The sequence below is a fragment of the Paucidesulfovibrio gracilis DSM 16080 genome (assembly GCF_900167125.1).
Classification (GTDB): domain Bacteria; phylum Desulfobacterota; class Desulfovibrionia; order Desulfovibrionales; family Desulfovibrionaceae; genus Paucidesulfovibrio; species Paucidesulfovibrio gracilis.
The window spans coordinates 319,165-342,659 of the sequence record NZ_FUYC01000002.1; the positions used below are offsets into that span (position 1 = coordinate 319,165).

General features: G+C 57.5%; 38 protein-coding genes. 32 read left to right on the forward strand and 6 right to left on the reverse strand.

All coding sequences use genetic code 11. The annotated features are described in order from the left end of the window. Positions 1–14: 14 nt before the first annotated feature. The 31 genes from fusA to B5D49_RS03855 all read left to right on the forward strand — a co-directional run bounded on the left by fusA (position 15) and on the right by B5D49_RS03855 (position 17,346). Positions 15–2,090 (forward strand): elongation factor G, encoded by a 2,076-nt coding sequence (gene fusA, locus B5D49_RS03705; protein WP_078716298.1) that lies wholly within the window; start codon positions 15–17, stop codon positions 2,088–2,090. Positions 2,091–2,226: 136 nt separating this feature from the next. Beyond that, positions 2,227–2,544, forward strand: coding sequence for a 30S ribosomal protein S10 (gene rpsJ, locus B5D49_RS03710; RefSeq protein ID WP_078716299.1), 318 nt, complete (start codon positions 2,227–2,229; stop codon positions 2,542–2,544). A gap of 13 nt (positions 2,545–2,557) precedes the next feature. Continuing rightward, positions 2,558–3,190, forward strand: a complete 633-nt coding sequence (gene rplC / locus B5D49_RS03715; RefSeq protein ID WP_078716300.1) for a 50S ribosomal protein L3 — start codon at positions 2,558–2,560, stop codon at positions 3,188–3,190. Positions 3,191–3,201: 11 nt separating this feature from the next. Then, complete coding sequence (gene rplD, locus B5D49_RS03720) at positions 3,202–3,822, forward strand: 50S ribosomal protein L4 (protein WP_078716301.1); 621 nt, start codon at positions 3,202–3,204, stop codon at positions 3,820–3,822. 2 nt (positions 3,823–3,824) lie between these two features. Continuing rightward, a complete protein-coding gene (rplW, locus tag B5D49_RS03725) occupies positions 3,825–4,115 on the forward strand; it encodes a 50S ribosomal protein L23 (RefSeq protein ID WP_078716302.1) in 291 nt (96 codons plus the stop codon). Between the two features lie 3 nt (positions 4,116–4,118). Then, positions 4,119–4,949: a 50S ribosomal protein L2 gene (gene rplB, locus B5D49_RS03730; protein WP_078716303.1), complete on the forward strand. Its 831-nt coding sequence runs from the start codon at positions 4,119–4,121 to the stop codon at positions 4,947–4,949. A 9-nt stretch (positions 4,950–4,958) separates the two neighbouring features. Continuing rightward, complete coding sequence (rpsS, locus tag B5D49_RS03735; protein WP_078716304.1) at positions 4,959–5,234, forward strand: 30S ribosomal protein S19; 276 nt, start codon at positions 4,959–4,961, stop codon at positions 5,232–5,234. A 13-nt stretch (positions 5,235–5,247) separates the two neighbouring features. Continuing rightward, positions 5,248–5,580: a 50S ribosomal protein L22 gene (gene rplV / locus B5D49_RS03740; protein WP_078716305.1), complete on the forward strand. Its 333-nt coding sequence runs from the start codon at positions 5,248–5,250 to the stop codon at positions 5,578–5,580. A 9-nt stretch (positions 5,581–5,589) separates the two neighbouring features. Then, positions 5,590–6,231: a 30S ribosomal protein S3 gene (rpsC, locus tag B5D49_RS03745; RefSeq protein WP_078716306.1), complete on the forward strand. Its 642-nt coding sequence runs from the start codon at positions 5,590–5,592 to the stop codon at positions 6,229–6,231. Continuing rightward, positions 6,231–6,647 (forward strand): 50S ribosomal protein L16, encoded by a 417-nt coding sequence (gene rplP, locus B5D49_RS03750; RefSeq protein WP_078716307.1) that lies wholly within the window; start codon positions 6,231–6,233, stop codon positions 6,645–6,647. The genes rpsC and rplP overlap by 1 nt, the downstream gene beginning before the upstream one ends. Further along, positions 6,647–6,844 (forward strand): 50S ribosomal protein L29, encoded by a 198-nt coding sequence (gene rpmC, locus B5D49_RS03755; RefSeq protein WP_078716308.1) that lies wholly within the window; start codon positions 6,647–6,649, stop codon positions 6,842–6,844. The genes rplP and rpmC overlap by 1 nt, the downstream gene beginning before the upstream one ends. 3 nt (positions 6,845–6,847) lie before the next feature. Then, a complete protein-coding gene (rpsQ, locus tag B5D49_RS03760; protein ID WP_078716309.1) occupies positions 6,848–7,114 on the forward strand; it encodes a 30S ribosomal protein S17 in 267 nt (88 codons plus the stop codon). Between the two features lie 8 nt (positions 7,115–7,122). Beyond that, on the forward strand, positions 7,123–7,491 hold the full coding sequence (gene rplN, locus B5D49_RS03765) for a 50S ribosomal protein L14 (protein ID WP_078716310.1): 369 nt from the start codon (positions 7,123–7,125) through the stop codon (positions 7,489–7,491). A gap of 14 nt (positions 7,492–7,505) precedes the next feature. Next, a complete protein-coding gene (rplX, locus tag B5D49_RS03770; RefSeq protein WP_078716311.1) occupies positions 7,506–7,826 on the forward strand; it encodes a 50S ribosomal protein L24 in 321 nt (106 codons plus the stop codon). Between the two features lie 11 nt (positions 7,827–7,837). Beyond that, positions 7,838–8,377, forward strand: coding sequence for a 50S ribosomal protein L5 (rplE, locus tag B5D49_RS03775; protein WP_078716312.1), 540 nt, complete (start codon positions 7,838–7,840; stop codon positions 8,375–8,377). A gap of 12 nt (positions 8,378–8,389) precedes the next feature. Next, positions 8,390–8,575 (forward strand): type Z 30S ribosomal protein S14, encoded by a 186-nt coding sequence (locus tag B5D49_RS03780; protein ID WP_078716313.1) that lies wholly within the window; start codon positions 8,390–8,392, stop codon positions 8,573–8,575. Positions 8,576–8,587: 12 nt separating this feature from the next. Next, complete coding sequence (gene rpsH / locus B5D49_RS03785; protein ID WP_078716314.1) at positions 8,588–8,971, forward strand: 30S ribosomal protein S8; 384 nt, start codon at positions 8,588–8,590, stop codon at positions 8,969–8,971. 13 nt (positions 8,972–8,984) lie between these two features. After that, on the forward strand, positions 8,985–9,518 hold the full coding sequence (gene rplF / locus B5D49_RS03790; protein WP_078716315.1) for a 50S ribosomal protein L6: 534 nt from the start codon (positions 8,985–8,987) through the stop codon (positions 9,516–9,518). A gap of 12 nt (positions 9,519–9,530) precedes the next feature. Next, on the forward strand, positions 9,531–9,890 hold the full coding sequence (gene rplR, locus B5D49_RS03795; RefSeq protein WP_078716316.1) for a 50S ribosomal protein L18: 360 nt from the start codon (positions 9,531–9,533) through the stop codon (positions 9,888–9,890). Positions 9,891–9,912: 22 nt separating this feature from the next. Then, positions 9,913–10,404 carry a 30S ribosomal protein S5 gene (gene rpsE, locus B5D49_RS03800; RefSeq protein ID WP_078716317.1) on the forward strand — a complete coding sequence of 164 codons (492 nt, stop codon included), beginning with the start codon at positions 9,913–9,915 and terminating at the stop codon, positions 10,402–10,404. 34 nt (positions 10,405–10,438) lie between these two features. Then, positions 10,439–10,618 carry a 50S ribosomal protein L30 gene (rpmD, locus tag B5D49_RS03805; RefSeq protein ID WP_078716318.1) on the forward strand — a complete coding sequence of 60 codons (180 nt, stop codon included), beginning with the start codon at positions 10,439–10,441 and terminating at the stop codon, positions 10,616–10,618. Next, positions 10,615–11,070: a 50S ribosomal protein L15 gene (gene rplO / locus B5D49_RS03810; RefSeq protein WP_078716319.1), complete on the forward strand. Its 456-nt coding sequence runs from the start codon at positions 10,615–10,617 to the stop codon at positions 11,068–11,070. Before rpmD ends, rplO begins: the two co-directional genes overlap by 4 nt. 3 nt (positions 11,071–11,073) lie before the next feature. Beyond that, complete coding sequence (secY, locus tag B5D49_RS03815; protein WP_078716320.1) at positions 11,074–12,393, forward strand: preprotein translocase subunit SecY; 1,320 nt, start codon at positions 11,074–11,076, stop codon at positions 12,391–12,393. 3 nt (positions 12,394–12,396) lie between these two features. Further along, positions 12,397–13,167 carry a type I methionyl aminopeptidase gene (gene map / locus B5D49_RS03820; protein ID WP_078716321.1) on the forward strand — a complete coding sequence of 257 codons (771 nt, stop codon included), beginning with the start codon at positions 12,397–12,399 and terminating at the stop codon, positions 13,165–13,167. A 153-nt stretch (positions 13,168–13,320) separates the two neighbouring features. Continuing rightward, positions 13,321–13,434, forward strand: a complete 114-nt coding sequence (gene rpmJ, locus B5D49_RS03825; protein WP_078716322.1) for a 50S ribosomal protein L36 — start codon at positions 13,321–13,323, stop codon at positions 13,432–13,434. Positions 13,435–13,449: 15 nt separating this feature from the next. Beyond that, complete coding sequence (gene rpsM, locus B5D49_RS03830; RefSeq protein WP_078716323.1) at positions 13,450–13,824, forward strand: 30S ribosomal protein S13; 375 nt, start codon at positions 13,450–13,452, stop codon at positions 13,822–13,824. A 55-nt stretch (positions 13,825–13,879) separates the two neighbouring features. Continuing rightward, positions 13,880–14,266 (forward strand): 30S ribosomal protein S11, encoded by a 387-nt coding sequence (gene rpsK, locus B5D49_RS03835; protein WP_078716324.1) that lies wholly within the window; start codon positions 13,880–13,882, stop codon positions 14,264–14,266. 14 nt (positions 14,267–14,280) lie between these two features. After that, the gene (gene rpsD, locus B5D49_RS03840) at positions 14,281–14,910 is read left to right on the forward strand and encodes a 30S ribosomal protein S4 (RefSeq protein ID WP_078716325.1); all 630 of its coding nucleotides are present in this window, start codon (positions 14,281–14,283) and stop codon (positions 14,908–14,910) included. 12 nt (positions 14,911–14,922) lie between these two features. After that, the gene (locus B5D49_RS03845) at positions 14,923–15,963 is read left to right on the forward strand and encodes a DNA-directed RNA polymerase subunit alpha (RefSeq protein ID WP_078716326.1); all 1,041 of its coding nucleotides are present in this window, start codon (positions 14,923–14,925) and stop codon (positions 15,961–15,963) included. After that, complete coding sequence (gene rplQ, locus B5D49_RS03850) at positions 15,953–16,345, forward strand: 50S ribosomal protein L17 (RefSeq protein ID WP_078716327.1); 393 nt, start codon at positions 15,953–15,955, stop codon at positions 16,343–16,345. Before B5D49_RS03845 ends, rplQ begins: the two co-directional genes overlap by 11 nt. 98 nt (positions 16,346–16,443) lie before the next feature. Then, positions 16,444–17,346, forward strand: a complete 903-nt coding sequence (locus tag B5D49_RS03855) for a LysR substrate-binding domain-containing protein (RefSeq protein WP_078716328.1) — start codon at positions 16,444–16,446, stop codon at positions 17,344–17,346. Positions 17,347–17,409: 63 nt separating this feature from the next. Here the strand turns inward: B5D49_RS03855 and B5D49_RS03860 are convergent, their stop codons facing one another. The 4 genes from B5D49_RS03860 to B5D49_RS03875 are packed head-to-tail and all read right to left on the reverse strand — an operon-like array spanning position 17,410 to position 21,074. Beyond that, complete coding sequence (locus B5D49_RS03860) at positions 17,410–18,255, reverse strand: menaquinone biosynthetic enzyme MqnA/MqnD family protein (RefSeq protein ID WP_078716329.1); 846 nt, start codon at positions 18,253–18,255, stop codon at positions 17,410–17,412. Further along, entirely contained in the window at positions 18,252–19,316 is a 1,065-nt protein-coding gene (mqnC, locus tag B5D49_RS03865; RefSeq protein WP_078716330.1) for a cyclic dehypoxanthinyl futalosine synthase, read from the reverse strand. Before mqnC ends, B5D49_RS03860 begins: the two co-directional genes overlap by 4 nt. 14 nt (positions 19,317–19,330) lie before the next feature. After that, positions 19,331–20,434, reverse strand: a complete 1,104-nt coding sequence (gene mqnE / locus B5D49_RS03870) for an aminofutalosine synthase MqnE (protein ID WP_078716331.1) — start codon at positions 20,432–20,434, stop codon at positions 19,331–19,333. Continuing rightward, a complete protein-coding gene (locus B5D49_RS03875) occupies positions 20,427–21,074 on the reverse strand; it encodes a TetR/AcrR family transcriptional regulator (RefSeq protein ID WP_078716332.1) in 648 nt (215 codons plus the stop codon). Before B5D49_RS03875 ends, mqnE begins: the two co-directional genes overlap by 8 nt. Positions 21,075–21,164: 90 nt before the next feature. Here B5D49_RS03875 and B5D49_RS03880 point away from each other — a divergent pair, with 90 nt between their 5' ends. Then, positions 21,165–22,013 carry a 1,4-dihydroxy-6-naphthoate synthase gene (locus B5D49_RS03880; protein WP_078716426.1) on the forward strand — a complete coding sequence of 283 codons (849 nt, stop codon included), beginning with the start codon at positions 21,165–21,167 and terminating at the stop codon, positions 22,011–22,013. Positions 22,014–22,022: 9 nt separating this feature from the next. Here B5D49_RS03880 and B5D49_RS03885 read toward each other — a convergent pair whose 3' ends face one another. Continuing rightward, on the reverse strand, positions 22,023–22,937 hold the full coding sequence (locus B5D49_RS03885) for a DMT family transporter (protein WP_078716333.1): 915 nt from the start codon (positions 22,935–22,937) through the stop codon (positions 22,023–22,025). 4 nt (positions 22,938–22,941) lie between these two features. Then, complete coding sequence (locus tag B5D49_RS03890) at positions 22,942–23,433, reverse strand: Lrp/AsnC family transcriptional regulator (RefSeq protein ID WP_078716334.1); 492 nt, start codon at positions 23,431–23,433, stop codon at positions 22,942–22,944. Between the last annotated feature and the right edge of the window lie 62 nt (positions 23,434–23,495).

Genomic DNA, 23,495 nt, shown 5'->3' on the forward strand with positions numbered 1-23,495 from the left:
GGAGGAGAGAAAGCGTGGCCAGACAGGTTCCCAGGGAAAAGCAGCGCAATATCGGCATCATGGCGCACATTGATGCCGGTAAGACCACGACCACTGAGCGCATTCTGTTCTATACCGGCGTTTCCCACAAAATCGGTGAGACGCACGACGGTTCCGCCACCATGGACTGGATGGAGCAGGAGCAGGAGCGCGGCATTACCATTACTAGTGCCGCCACCACGTGTTTTTGGCGCGAGCATCGGGTGAACATCATTGATACACCCGGACACGTGGACTTTACCATGGAAGTGGAGCGTGCCTTGCGCGTGCTTGATGGTGCCATCGCGGTTTTCGATGCCGTTGCCGGTGTCGAGCCCCAGTCCGAAACGGTCTGGCGGCAAGCGGACCGGTACAAGGTTCCCCGCGTGGCTTTTGTGAATAAGATGGACCGTGTCGGTGCCAACTTTTCCCGTTGCGTCGACATGATCAAAGAACGACTTGGCGCTAAGCCGGTGGTTCTGCAGATTCCCATCGGCGCTGAGGACGAGTTTGAAGGCGTCGTGGATCTTATCGAGGGCAAAGCCATTCTCTTCGACAAGCCGGAAACGTTCGGGATGGAATTCACTGTCACCGACGTGCCCGCCGAACTCCAGGAGACGTTTGACGCGTTGCGTCTCGAGTTGGTCGAGAGCATTGCCGAAGAAGACGAAGCCCTGATGGAAAAATACCTTGGCGGTGAGGAGCTGACTCCTGAAGAGCTGCGTGAGGGCGTGCGGAAGGCTACCGTTAGCCTGACCATCTGCCCCGTGCTCTGCGGCACCGCCTTTAAGAACAAGGGCGTGCAGCAGCTGCTCGACGCCATCATCGACTACTTGCCTTCTCCGCTGGACATCGCCGCCATCAAGGGCGCGCATGTGGACACTGGGGAAGATGTCGAGTGCCCGTGTGATGACGACAAGCCGCTTGCCGCTCTGGCATTCAAATTGATGACCGATCCCTTTGTTGGACATCTGACCTTCCTGCGCATCTACTCCGGACACATCGAGTCCGGGCAGTCCTTCGTGAACACCCGTTCCGGAAAGAAGGAGCGCATCGGTCGTCTGCTGAAGATGCATGCCAACAAACGTGATGAAGTCAAGGAAGCCTGGGCCGGTGACATTGTCGCGGCCGTGGGTCTGAAGACCGTATCGACCGGTGACACCCTGGCCGAGGCCAAGTTGCCGGTGATTCTGGAGTCCCTGGACGTTCCCGATCCGGTCATCGAAGTTGCCATTGAGCCGAAAACCAAGGCCGACCGTGACGTGCTTTCCGACAGTCTGGCCAAGCTCGCCAAAGAGGATCCCAGTTTCCGCGTCAAGACCGACGAAGAAACCGGCCAGACCCTTATCGCGGGTATGGGTGAACTGCACCTGGAAATCATTGTTGACCGCCTGTTGCGCGAATTCAACGTCAATGCCAATGTCGGCGCCCCGCGTGTGGCCTATCGTGAGACCATCACCCAGTCGGTGAAGGTGGACGTCAAACATGCCAAGCAGTCGGGCGGTCGCGGCCAGTACGGCCACGTCGTGCTCGAAGTCGAGCCGAATCCGGAAGAAGGCTACGCCTTCTCGGATGAGATTAAGGGCGGCGTGATCCCCAAGGAATACATCCCGCCCGTTGATCGCGGTATTCAGGATGCCTTGAAGAACGGCGTCATGGCTGGCTATCCGGTGGTGGACGTCAAGGTCAAGCTGGTCTTTGGTTCCTACCATGAGGTGGACTCCTCGGAACAGGCCTTTTACGTGGCCGGTTCCATGGCCATCAAGGACGCCTGCAAAAAGGCGGCCCCGGCCTTGCTGGAACCGATCATGAGTGTTGAAGTGGTGACCCCCGAGGAATACCTCGGTGATGTCATGGGCGACCTGAACGGTCGTCGCGGCCGCGTTGCCGGCATGGATTCTCGCGGTGGAGCCCAGGTCATCAGTGCCATGGTCCCCCTGTCCATGATGTTCGGTTACGCCACGGACCTGCGGTCCAAGACCCAGGGCCGGGCCACCTTCACCATGCAGTTTGACCACTACGAGCAGGTTCCTGCCTCGTTGGCCGAGGAGTTGGTCAAGAAAAGCGCGTGACCATCGGTCCGCCGCATACTTGACAGAACTGTTATATAGAGAGTAAGCCTTCGAACCGTTTTTCGGATTCGAAGGATTCCGCGCCCGCATCGAAACGGGTGGGCGCGTTGCGACGAAACGTTTCAGGAGTACGCTTATGGCGACCATGACCAGTGATCGGATCAGGATCAAACTGAAAGCATATGATTATCGCATCCTGGACAAGGCGGTCACCGAGATCGTAGACACCGCCCGGAACACCGGGGCGGCCATCGCCGGGCCCGTTCCTTTGCCCACCGATATTCACCGGACCACGGTCCAGAAGTCCGTTCACGTGGACAAGAAGTCCCGCGAACAGTTCGAGCAGCGCGTACACAAGCGCCTTTTGGACATTCTGGAACCCACTCAGCAGACTGTGGACTCGCTCGGAAAGCTGTCCCTGCCCGCTGGTGTTGACGTGGAAATCAAGCTTTAATTGAGAGGATACCATGCCCAAAACGCTTGGATTGCTCGGAAAGAAGGTCGGGATGACCCGGATCTTCAGCGACGACGGCAGCGTGTGCCCTGTGACCGTTATTGCCGCCGGGCCGTGTCCGATCATGCAGATCAAGTCCGTTGACAAGGAAGGATATAACGCCTTGCAGTTGGCCTTCGAGGAAGTGCCGGAGCGCAAAGTCAATCGTCCGGAGCGCGGCCATCAGGCCAAGGCCGGAAAAGGCTTTTTCCGCCACACCCTTGAGTTCCGCGTTGATGAAACCGCGGAATACGAAGTGGGTCAAGAACTGACTGTGGACATGTTCAAGGCCGGAGACACCGTCAAGGTGTCCGGAACCAGTAAGGGAAAAGGCTTCCAGGGCGTTATGAAGCGCTGGAACTTCGGTGGCCAGCGGGCCTCCCACGGTGCCGAAAAAGTGCACCGCGCCCCGGGTTCCGTCGGTAACGCCACCTTCCCGGGTCGTGTCTGGAAGAACAAGAAAATGCCCGGCCACATGGGCGCGCGTAATGTGACTCTTCCCACCGTGGAAGTGCTCGACGTTCGCCCCGACGAAAACATCATCGTGGTCAAGGGCCAGATTCCGGGTCCGAATAATGGCCTGGTGATGATCCGCAAGAAGAATTAGGGGAGTCCGACATGGCCAAATTGAACGTGTTCGACCAAAATAATAAGGAAGTGGGCAGCATTGAGCTGGCCCCTGAAGTCTTTGAGGTGGAAGTGAAACCCGAGATCATGCATCTTGTGGTTCGCTCCTACCGTGCCGCCGGCCGCGCCGGGACGCATGCGACTCGCAATCGTGTCCTCAAGCGTGGTGGCGGACGCAAACCCTGGCGCCAGAAGGGAACCGGCCGTGCCCGTGCGGGCAGCGTTCGTTCCCCCCTGTGGCGCGGCGGTGCCGTTGTCTTCGGACCGCAACCCCGTTCCTATGACTTTAAGGTCAATAAAAAGGTGCGGAGCTTGGCGCTGAAGATGGCACTTTCTTCCAGGCTTTCCGAGGAAAGTCTCAAGGTCGTCAATTCCATTGACCTTCCTGAGATCAAAACCAAGGGTTTCGTTGATGTCGCGAAATCCCTGGGACTCGAAAAAGCCTTGATTGTTGCGAAGGATGCTGATACTAATCTCGTCCTTTCTGCCCGGAACTTGCCGGGAATTAAGGTGGTTGAGGCCGATAAGCTCAATGTTTACGATGTACTCCGGTACCCCTCTCTCATCATGCTTGAGAAGGCTGCCGAGTGCGTCCAGGAAAGGCTGAAATAATCATGGATTACACCCAGGTTTTGCTCAAGCCGCTGATCTCCGAAAAGGCCACTACGGCCAAGGAGGAATGCAACAGCGTAGCTTTCTACGTGCATCCCTCCGCAAATAAAATCGAGATCAAAAAAGCGGTCGAGAAGGTCTTCGACGTTTCCGTCGAGGCCGTCAACATCGTCAACCGGAAATCCCGGGATCGGAAGCGCTTCGGTCGTCTTGTGGGTCGCATCGCCGGCCACAAGAAGGCCTATGTGCGTTTGGCGCCCGGCAGCAAGATCGATCTGTTCGAAGGAGTGTAAAGAATGGCTACCCGCTCTGTTAAACCAACTTCTCCGGGCCGCCGTTTCCAGACCATCTCCACCTTCGAGGAGATCACAACGAATCGGCCGGAAAAGTCCCTGACCAAGGGGCTGACAAAAAAAGCCGGGCGCAACAACAATGGCCGAGTGACCTCCCGCCGTCGCGGTGGTGGACACAAGCGGCTCTACCGGGTCATCGACTTCAAGCGCGACAAGCGGGACATCCCTGCCAAGGTCGCCACGATTGAGTACGATCCGAACCGTTCCGCCCGCATCGCCCTGCTGCATTATGCCGACGGCGAAAAGCGTTACATTCTGGCTCCGGTGAATCTGAACCCCGGTGACACGGTGCTGTCCGGAGATACTGCCGACATTAAGCCCGGCAATGCTCTGAACATCAGCAGAATTCCCGTGGGCACCATCCTCCACAACGTGGAGTTGCACCCCGGCAAGGGCGGCCAATTCTGCCGCGCTGCCGGAACCTACGCCCAGCTCGTTGCCAAGGAAGGCAAATACGCGCTCCTGCGCATGCCCTCCGGTGAAATCCGCAAGGTGCTCGTCACCTGCATGGCGACTGTGGGTCAGGTTGGCAACATCCAACATGAGAACATCTCCCTGGGCAAGGCGGGCCGCAATCGCTGGCTCGGTCGTCGTCCCCAGGTGCGCGGCGTGGCCATGAACCCCATCGACCACCCGCTCGGCGGCGGCGAAGGCCGCAGCTCGGGCGGACGCCATCCCTGCTCTCCGTGGGGCTGGCCCACCAAGGGGTATCGGACCAGAAACAAGAAGAAGGCTTCCAGCAAGCTTATCGTCAAGCGTCGCGGACAGAAGTAGGAGACAGTCATGCCCAGATCGCTTAAAAAAGGTCCGTTTGTTGACGGACACCTGCTCAATAAAGTCGAGCGGGCCAACGAGAACCAGGACCGTCGTGTCATTCAGACTTGGTCCCGCCGTTCTACCATCATTCCCGAGATGGTGGGCCTGACCTTCGCCGTGCATAACGGCAAGAAATTCATCCCGGTGTTCGTGACGGAGAATATGGTCGGTCATAAGCTGGGCGAGTTTTCGCCCACCCGTACCTTCTTTGGACACGCCGCCGATAAGAAAGGCAAGAAGTAGGGGGTAGAGAAACATGGAAGCTAAAGCTGTCAGCAAGTTTCTCCGGGTGTCCCCTCGCAAGGTCCGCCTTGTTGCCAAAAATATCAACGGCAAGCCGGTCGAGGACGCGTTGAACCTGCTTCGGTTCACACCGAACAAGTCCGCGGCCATCCTGAGGAAAGTGCTCTACTCCGCGGTCGCGAACGCGGAGCAGAAGCCCGGTGTGGATGTGGATTCGCTCAAAGTCTCCCAGGTCATCGTCAATGAAGGACCGACCTGGAAGCGTATTCAGCCGCGGGCCATGGGCCGCGCCTACCGCATCCGTAAGCGCACCAGCCACATCACCGTCGTCGTGAAGGAAATGTAAGGTACCGTCATGGGTCAGAAAGTTCATCCGTACGGCTTCAGGCTGGGGTACAACAAGAACTGGCTTTCGCGCTGGTTCAGCAAGAAAGATTACCCCGCGTTCGTTTTTGAAGACGATCGCCTGCGCAAGTACGTCAAGAAAAAGCTGTACCAGGCCGGCATCTCACGCATCGAGATTGAGCGCGCCGGTGGTAAGGTTCGGTTGATCATCCACACTGCCCGCCCGGGCATCGTTATCGGGCGCAAGGGTGTCGAGATCGAGAAACTGCGCGAAGATTTGAGGAAAAAGTTCCAGACCGAGTTCACCATTGAGGTGAACGAGATCCGTCGCCCTGAGACGGATGCCCAGCTCGTGGCTGAGAACATCGCGCTCCAATTGGAACGCCGCGTGGCCTTCCGCCGCGCCATGAAGCGCACAGTGGGTCTTGCCCGCCGCTTCGGCGCCGAGGGAATCAAGGTCTTTTGCGCTGGTCGTCTGGCCGGTGCGGAAATCGCCCGCTCCGAGTGGTATCGCGATGGTCGTGTGCCTCTGCACACCCTGCGTGCCGATATTGATTACGGCTATGCTGTGGCTCGCACCACCTACGGCGTCATCGGCGTGAAGGTCTGGATTTTCAAAGGTGAAATTCTCGACCACGAGGTGGAACAATAATGCTGGCTCCGAAAAAAGTTAAATACCGCAAGCGGCAAAAAGGTCGCGTGAGGGGCAAGGCCCAGCGCGGCAGCACGGTGTCCTTCGGCGATATCGCGCTGAAGACCCTGGACCACGGCAAGCTGACGAGTCAGCAGATCGAGTCCGCCCGTGTCGCCATTATGCGTCACATCAAGCGTGGTGGTCAGGTGTGGATCCGCGTCTTTCCGGACGTGCCCGTCACCAAGAAGCCTGCTGAAGTCCGCATGGGTAAGGGTAAAGGCTCTCCCGAGGGCTGGTGCGCTCCGGTGAAGCCGGGCCGCATCCTGTATGAAGTGAAGGGCGTCAGCCTGGAACTGGCCAAGGAAGCCCTCAAGCGCGCTTCCTACAAGCTGCCCGTTCGTACCACCATCGTGGTCAAAGAGGGGGTGGAATAATGCAGAGTGTCAAGGAACTTCGCGAGATGGATGATAAGACCCTCGCCGAAACCCTGGCCGAAACGCGTAAGGAGCTGTTCTCCAAGCGGTTCCAGCATGCTACCGCGCAGCTGGAAGACACGCAGCAGCTTCCTGAATTGAAGAAAACCATCGCCCGCATTCTCACTATTCAGCGGGAACGCGCCGTGGGAGCGTAAAATATGGCCGAGCTGAAATTCAAAGGCAACCGGCGTATGCTGACTGGACTGGTCGTCAGCGACAAGGCCGACAAGACCATTGTCGTCCGCGTTGAGACCCTGGTGAAGCACCCGTTGCTCAAAAAATATGTGCGTCGCCGCAACAAGTTCATGGCCCACGACCCGGCCAATGAATGCGGTGTCGGTGACAAGGTGCAGATCGTGGAATACCGCCCTCTCTCCAAGCAGAAGCGGTGGCATCTGGTCAAGATTCTTGAAAAGGCAGTGTAGGTGTAGCCATGATCCAGGTGGAATCCAATCTCGACGTGGCTGACAACTCCGGCGCCAAGCGACTGTCGTGCATCAAGGTGCTCGGCGGATCCCGTCGTCGGTATGCCACGGTCGGTGACATCATTAAGGTTTCGGTCAAAGAGGCCATGCCGCACTCCAAGGTGAAGAAGGGCGATGTCCTCAACGCCGTTATCGTGCGGACCAAGAAAGAGGTGGGCCGTCCGGACGGTTCCTACATAAAGTTCGACAACAATTCTGCCGTGCTGCTGAACAACACCATGGAGCCTGTCGGTACCCGTATCTTCGGTCCTGTGGCCCGTGAGTTGCGACAGAAGAACTTTATGAAGATCGTCTCTCTTGCCCCCGAGGTCCTGTAAGGAGGGCCTTAACTATGAAGTGCAAGATCAAAAAAGACGACAAGGTGATGGTCATCGCCGGCAAGGATAAAGGCAAAATCGGAAAGGTGCTCCGCGTGCAACGCAAAAAGGACACCATCCTGGTCGAAAAGGTGAATATGGTCCAGCGCCACACCAAGGCCAATCCGTATGCCAACCAGCCGGGCGGTATCATCGAGAAAGAGGCCCCCATCCATGTCTCGAACGTGATGGTTGTTTGCGACGCCTGCGCTAAGGCTGCCCGCATCGGCTACACCGAGACCAAGGACGGGAAAAAGGTCCGCTATTGCAAAAAATGCAACGAACAGTTCGACTAGGGGCTTGATACATGACTCGTCTTGAGAAAATCTACCGCGAGAAGGTGGTACCCGCCCTGCAGAAGGAGTTCGGGTACAAGAGCCCCATGGAGCTGCCTCGTCTGGAAAAGGTGTCGCTGAACATCGGTCTCGGCGAAGCCAGCCAGAACAACAAGCTCATTGAGGATGCGACGGAAGAGTTGACCCGTATCGCTGGCCAGCGCGCCGTGATCACCCGGGCCAAAAAATCCATCGCACAGTTCAAGCTCCGTGAGGGGATGCCCATCGGTTGCCGCGTTACGCTTCGTGAGGAGCGGATGTGGGACTTCTTCGATAAACTGGTGAGCTTTGCGCTGCCCCGTGTTCGCGACTTCCGGGGTGTCCCGGATCGCGGGTTCGATGGCCGTGGCAACTTCACCATGGGCATCAAGGAACACACGATATTCCCCGAGATCGACATCGATCGCGTCGAACGGGTGAAGGGCATGAACATTACTGTCACCACGACTGCCAAAACGGACAAAGAAGGCAAGATGCTTCTGGACCTGCTTGGCATGCCCTTCAAAAAGTAGGAGGATACCGGTTTGGCCAGGACATCTCTTCGGGTCAAGGCTCAACGCAAGCCGAAGTTCAAGGTTCGCGCCTATAATCGTTGCCCCATTTGTGGGCGTTCGCGTGCGTTTCTGCGCCGGTACGGCATCTGCCGCATCTGTTTCCGCAACAAGGCGCTTGCCGGTGAATTGCCCGGCGTTCGCAAAGCGAGCTGGTAAGGAGATCACGCAATGAGCGTCATTGATCCCATTTCCGATATGCTGAGCCGTGTAAGGAATGCTTACGGCGCGTACCACAAGAATGTGGACATCCCTGCTTCGAAAATGAAGCAGGCCATCGCCGGCATCCTGAAGGATCAGGGATATGTCACCGATTATTCGGTTGAGGAACGGAACATCAACATCCAGTTGAAGTACTCTGACGGCAAACCGCTTGTCACTGGACTGCGCAAGGTGAGCAAACCCGGTCGTCGCGTCTACGTCGGCGCCGGTGAGATTCCCTCCGTGCAGAACGGTATCGGCATCTGCATCCTTTCCACCTCCCGCGGGGTGATGGAGGGGGCGCAGGCCCGCGCCGAGAACGTTGGCGGCGAGCTGCTGTGCGAGATCTGGTAGCGAGGATTGTGAAATGTCCAGAATAGGAAAACAACCCATCGCCATCCCGTCCGGTGTGGAGGTCTCCCTTGGAGACGAAATCAAGGTGAAAGGCCCGAAAGGCTCCTTGACCACTCCCGCGGATGCCAGCGTCGATTACAAAATCGAGGACGGCCAGGTCATCATCACCCGCAAGGACGAATCCCGCACGGCTCGTGCCCAGCACGGCCTTCGCCGCACGCTGCTGGCGAACTGCGTGGAAGGCGTCAGCAAGGGCTTTGAAAAGAGCCTCGAAGTCGTGGGCGTTGGGTACAAGGTGCAGGTTGCCGGTAAGAGCGTGGTGCTCACGGTTGGGTATTCCCACCCGGTTGAGTTTCCGCTTCCCGCCGGCATCGAAGCCAAGGTCGAGGGCAGCAAGCTGACCATCAGCGGCATTGACAAGCAGATGGTTGGCGAAGTTGCCGCGAAGATTCGCAAGGTGCGTCCGCCCGAGCCGTACAAGGGCAAGGGCATCAAGTACCTTGACGAACAGATCAGACGTAAGGCCGGCAAGTCCGGCAGTAAATAACGGGGGAAAGCTATGAAGCTTACCAAGGAACAAGCCCGGCGGCGCAGAAAGGTTCGTATCCGGAAAAAGATCTCCGGCACGGCCGAGCGGCCCCGCATGGTGGTTTTCCGTTCCAACTCCCATCTTTATGTCCAGTTGGTGGATGACGTCATGGGTGTGACCCTGGCCAGTGCATCTACCCTCACCATGGGCAAGGACAAGGGAGCCATGAACCCGAACCGTGAGTCCGCCGCTGAAGTCGGTAAGGACATTGCGGGGAAGGCCAAGGAGCGGAACATCGAGCAGGTGGTCTTCGACCGCAATGGGTATATCTACCACGGACGAGTGAAAGCCCTTGCTGACGGCGCCCGAGAGGGCGGCCTGAAATTCTAGGGCCAATCGAAGGATACGGACGATGGAACAGAACGAATCCGGGCTGATTGAAAAGATCGTGTACCTGAACCGTGTGGCCAAAGTGGTCAAGGGCGGTAGAAGGTTCTCCTTCAGCTGCCTGGCGGTTGTCGGCGACGGCGAAGGGAGCGTGGGGTATGGTCTTGGCAAAGCCAATGAAGTCCCCGAGGCCATCCGCAAAGCCACTGAGCGTGCCAAGAAGGATATGATCAGGGTTCCCCTGCTGGACGGTACGCTCCCGTATGAAACGCTGGGCCGTTACGGTGCCGGTCGCGTCATGCTCAAGCCCGCCAGCCGCGGTACCGGCATCATTGCCGGCGGTCCCGTGCGCGCCATCATGGAAGCGGTGGGAGTGCATGACATCCTGACCAAGGCCATCGGCACGAACAATCCGCATAATGTGCTCCGGGCGACCATGGCGGGTCTGGCTTCCCTGCGCAGTGCCGAGGAAGTTTCCGAACTGCGTGGTTTGAAGGTTGAGACCCCCCGGAAGTAACTCGTCCGGATGTTAAGCAGGTAAGGAGACGGCCATGGCACAGGTTACTGTAAGGCTTGTAAAAAGCAAAATTGGTTGCTCGCCCAAACAGCGTGCGACTCTTGAGGCTCTCGGGCTGCGGAAGATTCGGCAGGAAAACTCCTTCGAAGATTCCCCGGTCGTGCAGGGCATGATCAATAAAGTGAAGCACCTTGTGGAGGTTGTTGCATCATGAAGCTCCACGAACTGTACCCTTTCCCGGAGCAAACCAAGGACCGCAAGCGTGTGGGCCGTGGTTCCGGCTCCGGCTGGGGCAAAACCAGCGGCAAAGGTCATAAGGGCCAAAAGAGCCGCTCGGGCGCTTCCATTCCGGCATGGTTCGAGGGCGGTCAAATGCCGCTCATGCGCCGCCTTCCCAAGCGCGGTTTCAAGAACCCTTTCCGTGTGGAATACGCCGCCATCAACCTCGGGCAGCTGCTTGAGGCCTTTGAAGGCAAGAGCGAAATCACCCTTTTGGATATCTATGAACGCGGCCTGTGCAAGGTCGGCTCCCCGGTGAAGATCCTGGGCGGTGGCGAGGTCTCTACGGCCGTTACCATTGAAGCCCATCGGTTCAGCGCCTCTGCGGCTGACAAAATTGCCAAGGCTGGCGGCACCGCCAAGTCCATCGAAGTTCAGGAAGGATAGCACGTGGCACTCTCTGGCGTTGAGAATCTTGCGCGACTGCCCGAATTGAAGAAGCGGCTCCTGTGGACGCTGCTTCTTCTTTTCGTCTATCGCATCGGCATCCACATCCCTGTCCCGGGTGTGAACGGACCGGCTCTGGCTTCCATTTTTGAGGAGGCCGCCGGAACCCTGTTGGGACTGTTCAACATGTTCTCGGGCGGCGGATTGCAGAATCTGTCCATCTTCGCGCTGGGCATCATGCCCTACATCTCGGCCTCTATCATTCTGCAGCTGCTCACCGTGGTCAGCCCTGAGCTGAAGCGGTTGCAAAAAGAGGAAGGGCAGGCCGGGCGCAAGAAGATCACCCAGTACACCCGTTACGGCACCGTGCTCATCTCCCTGGTGCAGGGCTTCGGCATCGCCGTTGGCCTGGAGAGCATGGTCAGCCCCATTGGCCCGGTGGTTTCGCCCGAAACCGCTGGTTGGGCCTTCCGGCTTGTTACCGTGATTACCATGGTCACCGGCACCGTCTTCCTGATGTGGCTCGGTGAAAAGCTCACGGAAAAAGGCATCGGCAACGGTATTTCGCTGATTATTTTCGGCGGTATTGTGGCCGGACTGCCAAGCGCCGTAGCACGGACGCTCTCGTTTATGAGCGAGGGTGTCATGAGTCCCCTGTTCGTGTTGGTCCTCGTGGCCGGCATGGTGGGCATTCTGGCTCTGATTGTCTTTGTGGAACGCGGCCAGCGTCGTATCCCCATTCATTATGCCAAGCGGCAGATGGGGCGACGCATGTATGGTGGTCAGACGACGCACCTGCCTCTCCGGGTGAATACGGCGGGAGTTATCCCTCCCATTTTTGCCTCGAGTTTGCTCCTGTTCCCAGGGACCATTGCCCAGTTCTCAGACATGGCTTGGTTGAACGCCATTTCCGACTACATGCAGCCGACATCCATTTTGTATAACCTGCTGTATGTGGCGGTAGTGATTTTCTTCTGCTATTTTTACACCGCCATTGTCTTCGATCCCAAGGGGATCGCCGAGAACATCCAGAAGCAGGGCGGATTCATTCCGGGCATTCGTCCGGGGGTTAAAACTCGTGAATACATTGATCGGGTTTTGGCACGCATCACCCTCTGGGGATCGCTGTATGTCTCCGCTATCTGCGTCCTGCCCATGTTCCTCATCGCCCAGTTCAACGTTCCGTTCTACTTTGGTGGAACATCGCTGTTGATTATTGTGGGCGTTGCCATGGACTTCATGGGCCAGGTTGAATCCTACATGATTTCTCGCCAGTACGAAGGCCTTATGGGCAAGTCCGGCCGAGTTAAAGGTAGGCGTTAGACGTTGAAGAAGTTCCGAGGCGTGTTCCTCAAGAACGATAGAGAGATTGGTCTCATGCGTGAGGCCAATCGTATGGTCTCGAAGATTTTGGATGAGTTGGGACGCGCGGTTGAGCCGGGTGTCCCGACCATGCTCTTCGAGGAGATTGCCCAGGCGCGGTGCAAGGACTTTGGTGTCCGGCCCGCTTTTCAAGGGTATGGCGGCTTTCCTTATGCGCTTTGCTGCTCGGTGAACGAAGAAATCGTGCATGGTTTCCCTTCGGACACTAGAGTGCTTAAGGAAGGAGACATTGTCAGTTTCGACATGGGCGTTATTTATGAAGGGTTCAACGGCGATTCCGCCAGAACCTTCGGTGTTGGTAACGTCAGCGACACAGCCCAGCGGCTGATGACTGTCACTCGCGAATCCTTGATGAAGGGTATTGCCATGGCCAAGCCCGGCCACAACCTCTTTGAGGTCTCCCGGGCTGTGCAAGAGCATGCGGAAGCCGCTGGCTTTGGCGTTGTCCGGCGATTTGTCGGTCACGGAATCGGAACCAAGTTGCATGAAAAGCCTGAAATTCCGAATTTTGTGCCCAAAGGTTTGCCGGGTCTGGTGCTCAAGCCGGGGATGACCCTGGCCATTGAGCCGATGATCACCGAGGGAACCCACGATGTGGAAGTACTGTCGGATAAATGGACCGCGGTCACCAAGGACAGAAAACTGTCCGCTCATTTTGAGCATACCATCGCGGTCACATCGGACGGCCCTGTTATTTTAAGCCGCTCCGATTAGGGAAGGGTACCGGTTAACCCTTGCGGTTTGCTGGAAACTGCTGTAAAAGACACCTTCCCTTTTTCCCGACGGTGTCCGTTGGGTGCTGTAAAAGGCATACGATTTTAAGGGGTTATTCCCGTACAATAGAGCTGCAAGGCATTGGAGACGGTCATGAAAGTCAGACCCTCTGTCAAAAAAATGTGTTCGAAGTGCAAAATCATCAGACGCAAGGGCGTGCTGCGGGTCATCTGCGACAATCCGCGGCACAAGCAGCGTCAAGGATAAGAAGGGGTATAGAAAGTGGCACGCATTGCTGGTGTTGATCTGCCCAAAAGCAAGCGGATGGATATCGCCCTGACCTATATCTATGGTATTGGTCAGACGACTGCTCGTGAAATTCTCGATAAGACCGGTGTCGATTGGATGAAAAGCTCCGATGAGCTGACTTCCGACGAAGTCAACACCATCCGTGTCGAGATCGAGCACAACCATAAGGTGGAGGGTGACCTTCGCCGTGAACTGACCGCGAACATCAAGCGCTTGATGGACATTGGCTGCTACCGCGGCCTGCGGCATCGCAAAGGCCTTCCGGTCCGTGGGCAGAAGACCCACACCAATGCCCGTACCCGCAAGGGTCCGCGTCGTTCGGTTGTCGGCCGCAAGAAGAAGAAGTAGCGGCACGTCCGTCTTTCTATATTCCCGTTAGATCATGCTCTGAGGAGATCAGGTTATGGCGAAACCCAGGCGTTCCGCAAAGAAAAGAGAAAAGAAGAACGTACCTGTGGGCCTGGCCCACATTAAGGCTACGTTCAATAATACGATCATCACCTTCACCGACATGAAGGGCAACGTGGTCAGTTGGGCCAGTGCTGGAGCTTCCTTCAAGGGTTCCCGCAAAAGCACCCCCTTTGCCGCCCAGATTGCCGCTGAAAACGCCGCTAAGGTCGCTCGCGACAACGGCATGCGCACTGTGGGCGTGTTTGTGAAGGGTCCGGGGTCCGGCCGTGAAGCCGCCATGCGCGCCATCGGCGCCGCCGGTTTCAAGGTCAACTTCATCCGTGACATCACCCCGATCCCCCACAATGGCTGCCGGCCGCCCAAGCGCCGCCGCGTCTGATTTAGGAGGTTACCTTGGCTCGCTACACTGAAGCTAAATGCCGCATTTGCCGCCGCGAGGGACAAAAACTGTTTCTCAAAGGCGATCGTTGCTATACGGACAAGTGCGCTTACGAGCGCCGTCCCTACGCTCCCGGTGCTGCCGGGCGCAATATGCGCCGCAAGATGAGCGACTACGCCATCCAGCTGCGTGAAAAACAAAAGGTCCGCCGGATGTACGGCATCCTCGAAGGCCAGTTCCATCGTTATTTCGAGCGCGCCGACGCCATGAAAGGCGTCACCGGCACCAACCTGTTGGTCATGCTGGAACGCCGTCTCGACAACGTGGTCTATCGCCTCGGATTTGCCAACTCCCGCACCCAGGCCCGTCAGCTGGTTCGCCACGGCGCTTTTGCCGTGAACGGCCGTCGTGTGGATGTGCCTTCCTTCCTGGTTCGCGCCGAAGATATTATCGAGGTTCGCGAAAAGTCCCGGAAGATCCCTGTGATCGCCGAGGCCCAGGATGTGATCGCCCGCCGCGGCTGCCCCGATTGGCTGGAAAGCGACGGAGCCGCCTTCAAGGGAACCGTGAAGGCCATGCCCAAGCGCGAGGACATTCAGTTCCCGATCAACGAGCAGCTCATTGTCGAGCTGTACTCCAAGTAATACGGGTGATTCATGCTTGTTCAAGACGGTGACAGACTTATCAACACGCGGAACTGGTCCGAGCTGGTAAAGCCGGAACAGCTTGTGCGCGATCCCAAGTCCACCGAGACGTACGGCAAATTCGTCTGTGAGCCGTTGGAGCGTGGCTTTGCCACCACCATCGGCAATGCCCTCAGACGGGTGCTGCTCTCCTCTTTGCAGGGGGCAGGCATTGTCGCCGCTCGGATCGAAGGGGTGCAGCACGAGTTCACCACCATCGAGGGCGTGATGGAGGATGTGACGGAAGTCGTCCTCAACCTCAAGTCCGTCCGTCTGGCCATGCGTACCGACGAGCCGCAAATTCTGGTGCTTGAGGCCGACAAAAAAGGCCCGGTAACCGCATCCATGATCGCGGAAAACCAGAATGTGCAGGTTCTCAGCAAAGATCAGCTCATTGCCACCCTCTCCGAGGACAAGTCCTTGAAGATGGAACTGGAAGTGCGCATGGGCAAAGGATATGTCCCGGCTGAACTGCACGAAGGACTCACCGAGGACATCGGGCTGATCACCATGGACGCCAGCTACTCCCCCGTGCGTAAAGTCGCGTACACTGTGGAGCAGGCTCGCGTCGGCCAGATGACCAACTACGATAAGCTCATTCTTGAGGTGTGGACGGATGGTTCCGTGTCCCCTGAGGATGCCGTGGCCTACAGCGCGAAGATCCTCAAGGACCAGCTTTCCGTTTTCATCAACTTTGACGAAATGTCCTCGGCCCAGCAGCCTGACGACGAAGATACCGTCAACCTGAACCCCAACCTGTTCAAAAGCATCGACGAGCTGGAACTTTCGGTCCGGGCGACCAACTGCCTCAAGGCCGCCAATATCCAGCTGGTCGGCGAATTGGTGCAGCGCAGTGAGCAGCAGATGCTCAAGACCAAGAACTTTGGTCGCAAGTCGCTGGACGAAATTCGTCGCGTGCTCGACAGCATGGGACTCAAGTTCGGCATGGTCATCGAGGACTTCGATAAGAAACAGCAGGAATGGCTGAAGAGGAAAGAGAAAAATGAGGCATAAAAAGTCCGGAAGAAAACTGAACCGCACCAATGCCCATCGTAAGGCCTTGATGCGGAACATGGCTCGGGCGCTGCTTACCCACGAGCGCATCCGTACCACTGAGGCCAAGGCCAAGGAACTGCGCAAGGTCGTGGATGGCCTTGTGACCCTGGCCCTCCGTGATGACCTCCATTCCCGTCGCCAGGCGTACAAGACCCTGAATAACCATCAGCTGGTCCAGCGTCTGTTTGACGAGATCGCCCCTCGCTTCAAAGAAGCCAAGGGCGGATATACGCGTATCCTTAAGCTTGCCATGCCGCGTCGTGGCGATTGCGCGCCCATGTGCGTGATCGAACTCGCTCGCGAAGGCGAAGCTGTCGAGGAAAAGGCTGCCGAGGCCTAGCCCCGCTCCTTCTCGTACGCGAATAAGGCGACTCCTTTGGGGGTCGCCTTTTTTTTTATCTTGTTTTATTGAAGATTTCGATATACTGGATCAAAATTATGGATTTTAGAAAATTAGAAGCTTTTTGTCGGGTCTATGAAGCGCACAGCTTTTCCAAAGCAGGCGAACTGATGCACCTTTCGCAACCGACCATCAGCGCGCACATTGCTGCCTTGGAGGAGTATCTTGGCCTCCCGCTTTTCGACAGGCTGGGGCGAAGCGTGTTGCCCACGCATGCTGGTGATGTGTTGTACCGGGAGAGTGGCGGCGTTTTTTCTCTTCTGGAGCGGGCTGAGGCTGAATTAGCTCTGCTGCGCAACGAGGTAGCGGGTGCCTTGGCTATCGGTGGAAGCACCATTCCGGCCAACTATATTTTACCCGAGCTGGTGGCGCGTTTCTTAGCGAAACACGCGGCTGTTCGCCTGGAGCTGCGTACGGGGGATACGGACCAGATTCTGGGACTTGTGCTTGATGGCACGCTTGATATGGCGGTGGTTGGTGACGCTCCTGGGCAGCGTGGGCTTATTGGGGAACCGTTGGTCTCGGATGACCTGGTTGTTGTCGCTTCCCCCGAGTTTTGCCTCCAGGGCGAAGACGTTCTCCAATGGCCGTGGATTTTGCGGGAGCAAGGTTCGGGAACACTGCGTGCCTTTGAACGCGCACTGGTACGCAATGGTCTTGACCCATCCTCTCTGTGTTCACGTTGCAGTGTCTACGGGACCGAAGCTGCCGTCCGTATGGCGGTTGCCGGAGCCGGTGTGACGGTTGTGTCGGCCCGTGCGTGCGCCCAAGAATTGGTCCAGGGCCAGTTGCGGATTGTCCCTACAACGTTGCAACACATGCGACGCCATTTTTATTTGGTCTGGCACGAGGCAAGGCGGGCGTTTCCGGCGGCCACGGCCATGAAACGCTTCCTGCGCGAGGCAGGCGGTGATGCTTCGGTGCCGGAGCCACCCTGTTGAGTGAACGCATGCATGGTTTGTTGCGGCATATCATGCATGCGCATTGCGTCTTTTTTTTGTTCGTCAATTCAGGGAAGCGAAATTGAGGTCCGGAACCTTTTGGATCTGGCCGGAATGCTCCAGCATGCCGAAGAATCGGTGCAATCCCTGGAGTTCCCGTTCCCGGAGATTATAGGAGAGTCCGTTGAAATAGGAGCACATTTCCAGGGTGTCCAAGCTGGAATCCTGGGCTGCCAGTCCACAAAGATCCGAAAGATGCTCCTGCCCCCACTGCTTTGCGGAGAGGAGTTGCCGCATGGCCCGCTGCAAGGAGACGCGGTGTTCCTGCCAGGCGCTTCGCAGCACGATCCACACACCGAAAATAAACGGAAGCCCGGTCCATTCCAACCATTCCTGCCCCAGGTCGTAGACATGGGGATACGCCTGATGGCGGCGTAATTCCAATGCTTCATCTCCGATGGCAAGGATGCCGGGAGGCCGGATGCCTTGGGAGAGTTGGAGGGTCGCGTCACCCGTCTGAAACCGGGCGTCCACTTTGTATCGTTGGTCCAGAAGGATGCGTAACAGGGCGGCCGAGGTGTGCGTCTGTGCGCTGACCAGCACCTTTTGCCCATCAAGGGTTGTGACCGGCTCACGCGTGAGCAGCAGCACGCTCTGCACCGGGCCATGGCAGCCGATGGCCAGGTCCGGCACCAGAAGGTAGCGTTCCGGCCTACGGGCATATTCAATGCTGGAATTGGCGGAAAGGTGCAGTTCGCCCTGGCGCATCATCTCATTGAGTTCTGCCGGGACACCGGAAACGATTTCCAGGTCGTGTTTTACCATGCCCTGTTCCAGGGGGTGGTAGATGGGCAACACGTTGCGATACCCGATTTTGCCAAGTCGGAGCAGGGAGCGGGCAGCGCTCATGCGGGTTGCTCCACAGGTTGGTAGACCATGTTTCGTTGCACAGGGCGGAATCCGGCCCGTTTAATGAGCCGGTTGATTTCCTGCCGAGTAAGCCGGAAAGACACGCCTGCGGCTTTGACCACGTTTTCTTCGATCATGAGTGACCCAAAGTCGTTTCCACCGAAATACAGGGCAAGCTGGGCGATTTTTGGCCCCATGGTGACCCAGGAGACCTGGAGGTTCTCCACATTGTCCAACACGATGCGGGACAGAGCCAGCAAGCGCAGGTATTCTGGAGCCGTAGCCGGACGTGCGGCAATGTTCGTGTTTTCGGGTTGGAACGTCCAGGGGATAAAGGCGGTGAATCCTCGGGTCCGGTCCTGCAGGTCGCGAATGGCCAAGAGGTGGTCGATACGGTCCTCCACGGACTCCTCATGCCCGAACATCATGGTTGCCGTGGTCCGGAGTCCTTGATTGTGCGCCTCCTCCATGACGGCCAGCCATTCATCGGCAGTGCATTTGTTGGGGGAGACCTGTTCCCGCACCGAGTTGACCAGGATTTCCGCTCCGCCACCGGGAATGGAGTGGAGTCCGGCACGACGGAGCCGTTCAATGATCGTGGCAACGTTCATGTTGTATAGTTTGGAAAAGTAGAATATTTCCGGCGGGGAAAAGGCATGCACATGAATGGACGGATAGTTTGATCCAATGAATTGGAGCAGCTCCTCATAAAAGGAAAAGGGCAGCTCGGGATGGTGGCCACCCTGCATCAGAATTTGCGTTCCGCCCAATGCCAGGGTTTCTTCTATTTTTTCTGCAAGTTCGTCATGTTCAATAACATAGCCGCCCGCTTGTCCCGGGGCTTTGAAAAATGCGCAAAAGCGGCAGCCGCAGGAACAAATGTTGGAATAGTTGATGTTTCTGTCGGCCACATACGTGACCACCGGTTCGGGGTGCTTGGCCAGCCGAATGTCATGGGCCAGTTCTCCCAGGTCGTGCAAGTCGGCATGGCGATAGAGGTGCAGCGCTTGATCCCGGTCAAGCCGTTTACCCTCGCGGATGGTGTTCAAAAGTGTCTGCATGATGTGGCTCCCGGTTAGTCGCGTGGGGCTACGGGGTTGAAAAAGGAGTCGCGTTCGAGCGGCGAAAGGCCACAGCCGCGCAACATGGCGTTCAATTCGGACCGGGTCAGCCCCTGTTGGGAGGTGGCACCGGCTTCGTGACCTATCTTTTCTTCCACCACGGTTCCGTCGAAGTCGTCCGCTCCCCAGAACAACGCGGTTTGCGCCTGCTTCACCGTAAGCATTACCCAGTAGGCCTTGATGTGGGGGATGTTGTCCAGCATCAGCCTGCTGACGGCAATGGTTCGCAATTCATCCAGCCCGGTGAGCGGTTGAGGCACATGGAGTTTGCTGTTTTCGGTGAGGAAGGGCAGTGGGATGAAACAGACGAATCCGCCGGTGCGGTCCTGAAGTTGTCGGAGTTGATCAAGATGGTCCAGCCGGTGAGCAATGGACTCGATGTGGCCGAAGAGCATGGTGCAATTGGTCTTGATGCCCAGGTCGTGCGCTTCTCCGTGAATGCGCAGCCATTCTTCCGCATCACTTTTGCGCGGGCAGATTTGTTCCCGGATCTCGGGTGCGAAGATTTCCGCTCCGCCGCCAGGGAGCATGTTCAACCCGACCCCCTTGAGTCGGGCCAGAGTCTCGCGAGTGGAAATACCTTCCAGTTTGGCGAAGTGCGCTATTTCCACGGCCGTGAAGCACTTGAGCACGGCTTCGGGCCACCGTGCCTGCAGTGCCGCCAGGAGCGATTCGAAATATGTCAGGGACAGGGTCGGATGGCATCCGCCAACCACATGGATTTCCCTGGGAGCGGAAGGCGCGGCGTCCAGCTTGTCGAGTACATCCTGAATGCTCAAGCGGAATGCGCCCTGTTGCCCTTCGGTTTCCCGTTGATAAGCGCAAAAAGTACAGCCGTTAACACACACATTGGTGTGGTTCACATGGCGGTTGGCCACGTAAAAGGCCGTGTCCCCATGCATGCGGGTGCGGACGTGATGCGCCAGCTTGCCCACGGCCAAAGGGTCGGGGCAGGCGAATAGCATTTCTCCGTCTTCCCGGCTCAGCCGTTCTCCGGCCATGACTTTGTCGCGGATGGTCGCGAGGCCCAGATTTTGAAATCGTTTACAGTCAGGCATTGGTGTCTCCAGTGTGGGCCGCGAGTGCACGGCGGATGAAATCCATGAGTTGATCCATGCGCTGTTGTGCATTCTGGTCGGGAATATCGTACAGCGTCGGATGCATTTCGGGTACGGTCAGGGATTGCAGGAGGCGGTCAAAAAGACCGTCAATGAGGAAGATGGCCATGTCCAGATCCAGGTCCGCCCGCAATTCGCCCTTGGCAACGCCGTCTTCCAGCAGGGGGCGCAGAAATTTGGCGGAATAGCCGCGAACCTGGCGAAGAAACGGTTCGCGAAAGGGAATATTTTCCTGAAAGAGCACTTTCAGGTAGATTCGATACAATCGGGGGTGGGCGCGAACAAAATCCAGTCCGGCCGCAAGACTGAGGCGAAGCCGGTCAAAGGTATCCCCTTCGGCACTTCGTGCGGTCTTAAGCGGGCCTTTGAGCATGTTGACGGCGTGTTCAAACACCTGCTGAAACAAGCCTTCCTTGGAGCCGAAGTATTTAAAGAGAGAGCCTTTGGCGATGCCGAGCCTGCCGACCATACGGTTTACGCTGGCTTGGTGGAAGCCGTGATTGGCGAATTCATCCACGGCGGCATCCAGGATGCGGTCCTGCTTATCGGGAGCGAGATTGTCGAAGGTTTTGCTGCGCATGCGCTTGCCTTTCCCTGAAGCGTTTTTTAGAGTGACCAGGTGGTCACCTTAGGAGCGGCCGGATTTCTTGTCAACGAAAAGGACGTATTCATGCAACGCAGGCTTGATTTTGGTATTTCTCCCTGCCCCAATGACACATTTATCTTCGGCGGATTGGCTTTGGAGCGGGTTCCGTGTGCCGCCGGAGAGCCGGTTTTCCACCTGGCCGACGTGGAAGAGTTGAACCGGTGGGCTGCGACTGGTGAGCCTGCGGTGTGCAAGGTTTCCGTGGCAGCGGCCGCGGATTTGCTGGACCGGTACGTTATTTTACGGGCCGGAGGGGCGTTGGGCTGGGGTGTTGGGCCGCTCTTGGTGGCGTCCAAGCCGGCGCAGGCTTCACTGAACAAGCTGTGCGGCTCCGTGGCCGTGCCGGGGATGCGGACAACGGCTACCTTGCTGTTTTGCATGCTTGCACGGGAAAAAGCGCTGGATGTGACGCTGCAGGAGATGATTTATCATCAGGTCATGCCCGTGGTGGCCTCGGGGGAATGCTCGGCCGGACTCGTTATTCACGAAGGCCGGTTCGTACTACAGCAGCACGGATTGGTGGCCCTTCAGGATATGGGGGAATGGTGGGAGCAGCGCACCGGGCTGCCACTGCCGCTGGGTTGTATCGTGGCCCGGCGTGACTTGGGGAACGAGCGGCTGCATGCACTGAACACGGCCATTCAGCGCAGTCTCGCCTATGCCGATGGGGCGGAAGATGTTTGGTCGTATATCCGCGAACATGCACAGGAAATGGACGAAAGCGTGATCAAGCAGCACGTCCGGACGTTTGTGACGGATTATTCGCGGGACTTGGGCACTGAGGGCGAAGAGGCTTTGGGGACGCTGCTGCGGGAAGCCGTCCGTCTTCGCGGATGTTCCCTGCACACGCTTCCGTGGATATTACCTGCGTAGCATGAGGTGCTACGGGGCTTCCACCGTAAGCTCGGTGCGTATTTTTTTGCCCTTCCCTTGACTGAGAACCACGCCGCAAAGCACCAGCACCGAAGCCAGATATTGATCTGTGGTCAAGGTTTCCCCAAGGATCAGCCAGGCCATGAACAGGGTCAGCACGGGAATGGTGTTGGTGAAGGCCGATGCCTGGTGTGCCGGGATTTTACTGGCACCGTAGTTATAGAGTCCGTATGCCCCCAGGGTGATGAATGCGCCGAGGTACACAATGGCCAGTACGCCTTCCAGGGAAAAGCTGGCAGGTGGTGCCGTGCTGGGCAGAAAGAGCAGCGGGAAGTAGAATACAGTGGCCAAAACCGCCTGCACCGCCGTAAGGAACAAGGGCGGGTAGCGAACGCACATGCGTTTAAGCATGATCATGTAGATGGCGGCGCAAACCATGGCCAGGAATTCCAATGTGTTGCCTAAGACAGGGTCGGGCGCGGAGACATCGGCTTCCGCCCCGGCCGAGAGCCATACCGTTCCCAGCACGGCGAGAACAAAGCCAGCCAGAGTGCGTCTGGTGATGTGTTCCTTGAGCACGAAATGGGCGCCTACGGCCACGATCAACGGCAGCAGGGATACGATCATGCCCGCCTGGGAAGCATGGGTGTATTGCAGGGCCAGTGCTTCGAAAATGAAGTAGAGGCAGGGTTCGCACAGGGCCATGAAGACCAGCGGCTTCCAGTCGCCTTTTTGGTATTTGATGGAGCGGAAGTTTTTCCACAATGCCAAAAAGCAGATCGTGGCCACGAGCATACGGCCAAAAATCACGACCATTGGATCATAGTGACGAAACGCCACCTTGAGCGCGATAAAGGAGCTGGCCCAGAGCACCGAGGCGATGAGCAGGGCCGACACGGACAGCGTCCGCGAAGAGAGGTGCATGGTGCTACTCCTGAGCGGCGTCGGCAGGCAGGGTCGGTATCTGGTTGACGTACAGCGGGGGATTGATCTGCTGTTTGCCGGAGCGGAGCACGATGATGGTCTGGGTGGCGCGTACTGGTGGAATATCGTTGATATTCGTCAGGACGTGTTCCAGGCTGGCCGTGTCCGGGCAGCGGAGCTTGAGCAGGAAACAGGCTTCCCCCACGGTATAGTGGACTTCCACCACTTCCGGGATGCGGGCAAACGCGGCGGCCGCCTCTTCGGAACGGCGCATTTCCTGGAGAAACACCTGCGCAAAGGCGAGAACCTGCATGTGCAGGGCGTCCGGATCCAGCTCCACAGTGAATCGGCGGATTATCCCCCGTTTTTCCAGACGCTTGATGCGTCCGTGGACAGCTGCTGCGGAAAGGCCCACGGCTTCGCCGATGGCGGCGTTGGTGGCGCGGGTGTCCTTTTGAAGGATGTTCAGAATTCTTTTATCAAGATCGTCCAGCATTCATTGCTCCTCCGGTACGGCAGGAGATAAATCAGTTTGACCCGGAAGGCAATGATGCTCAA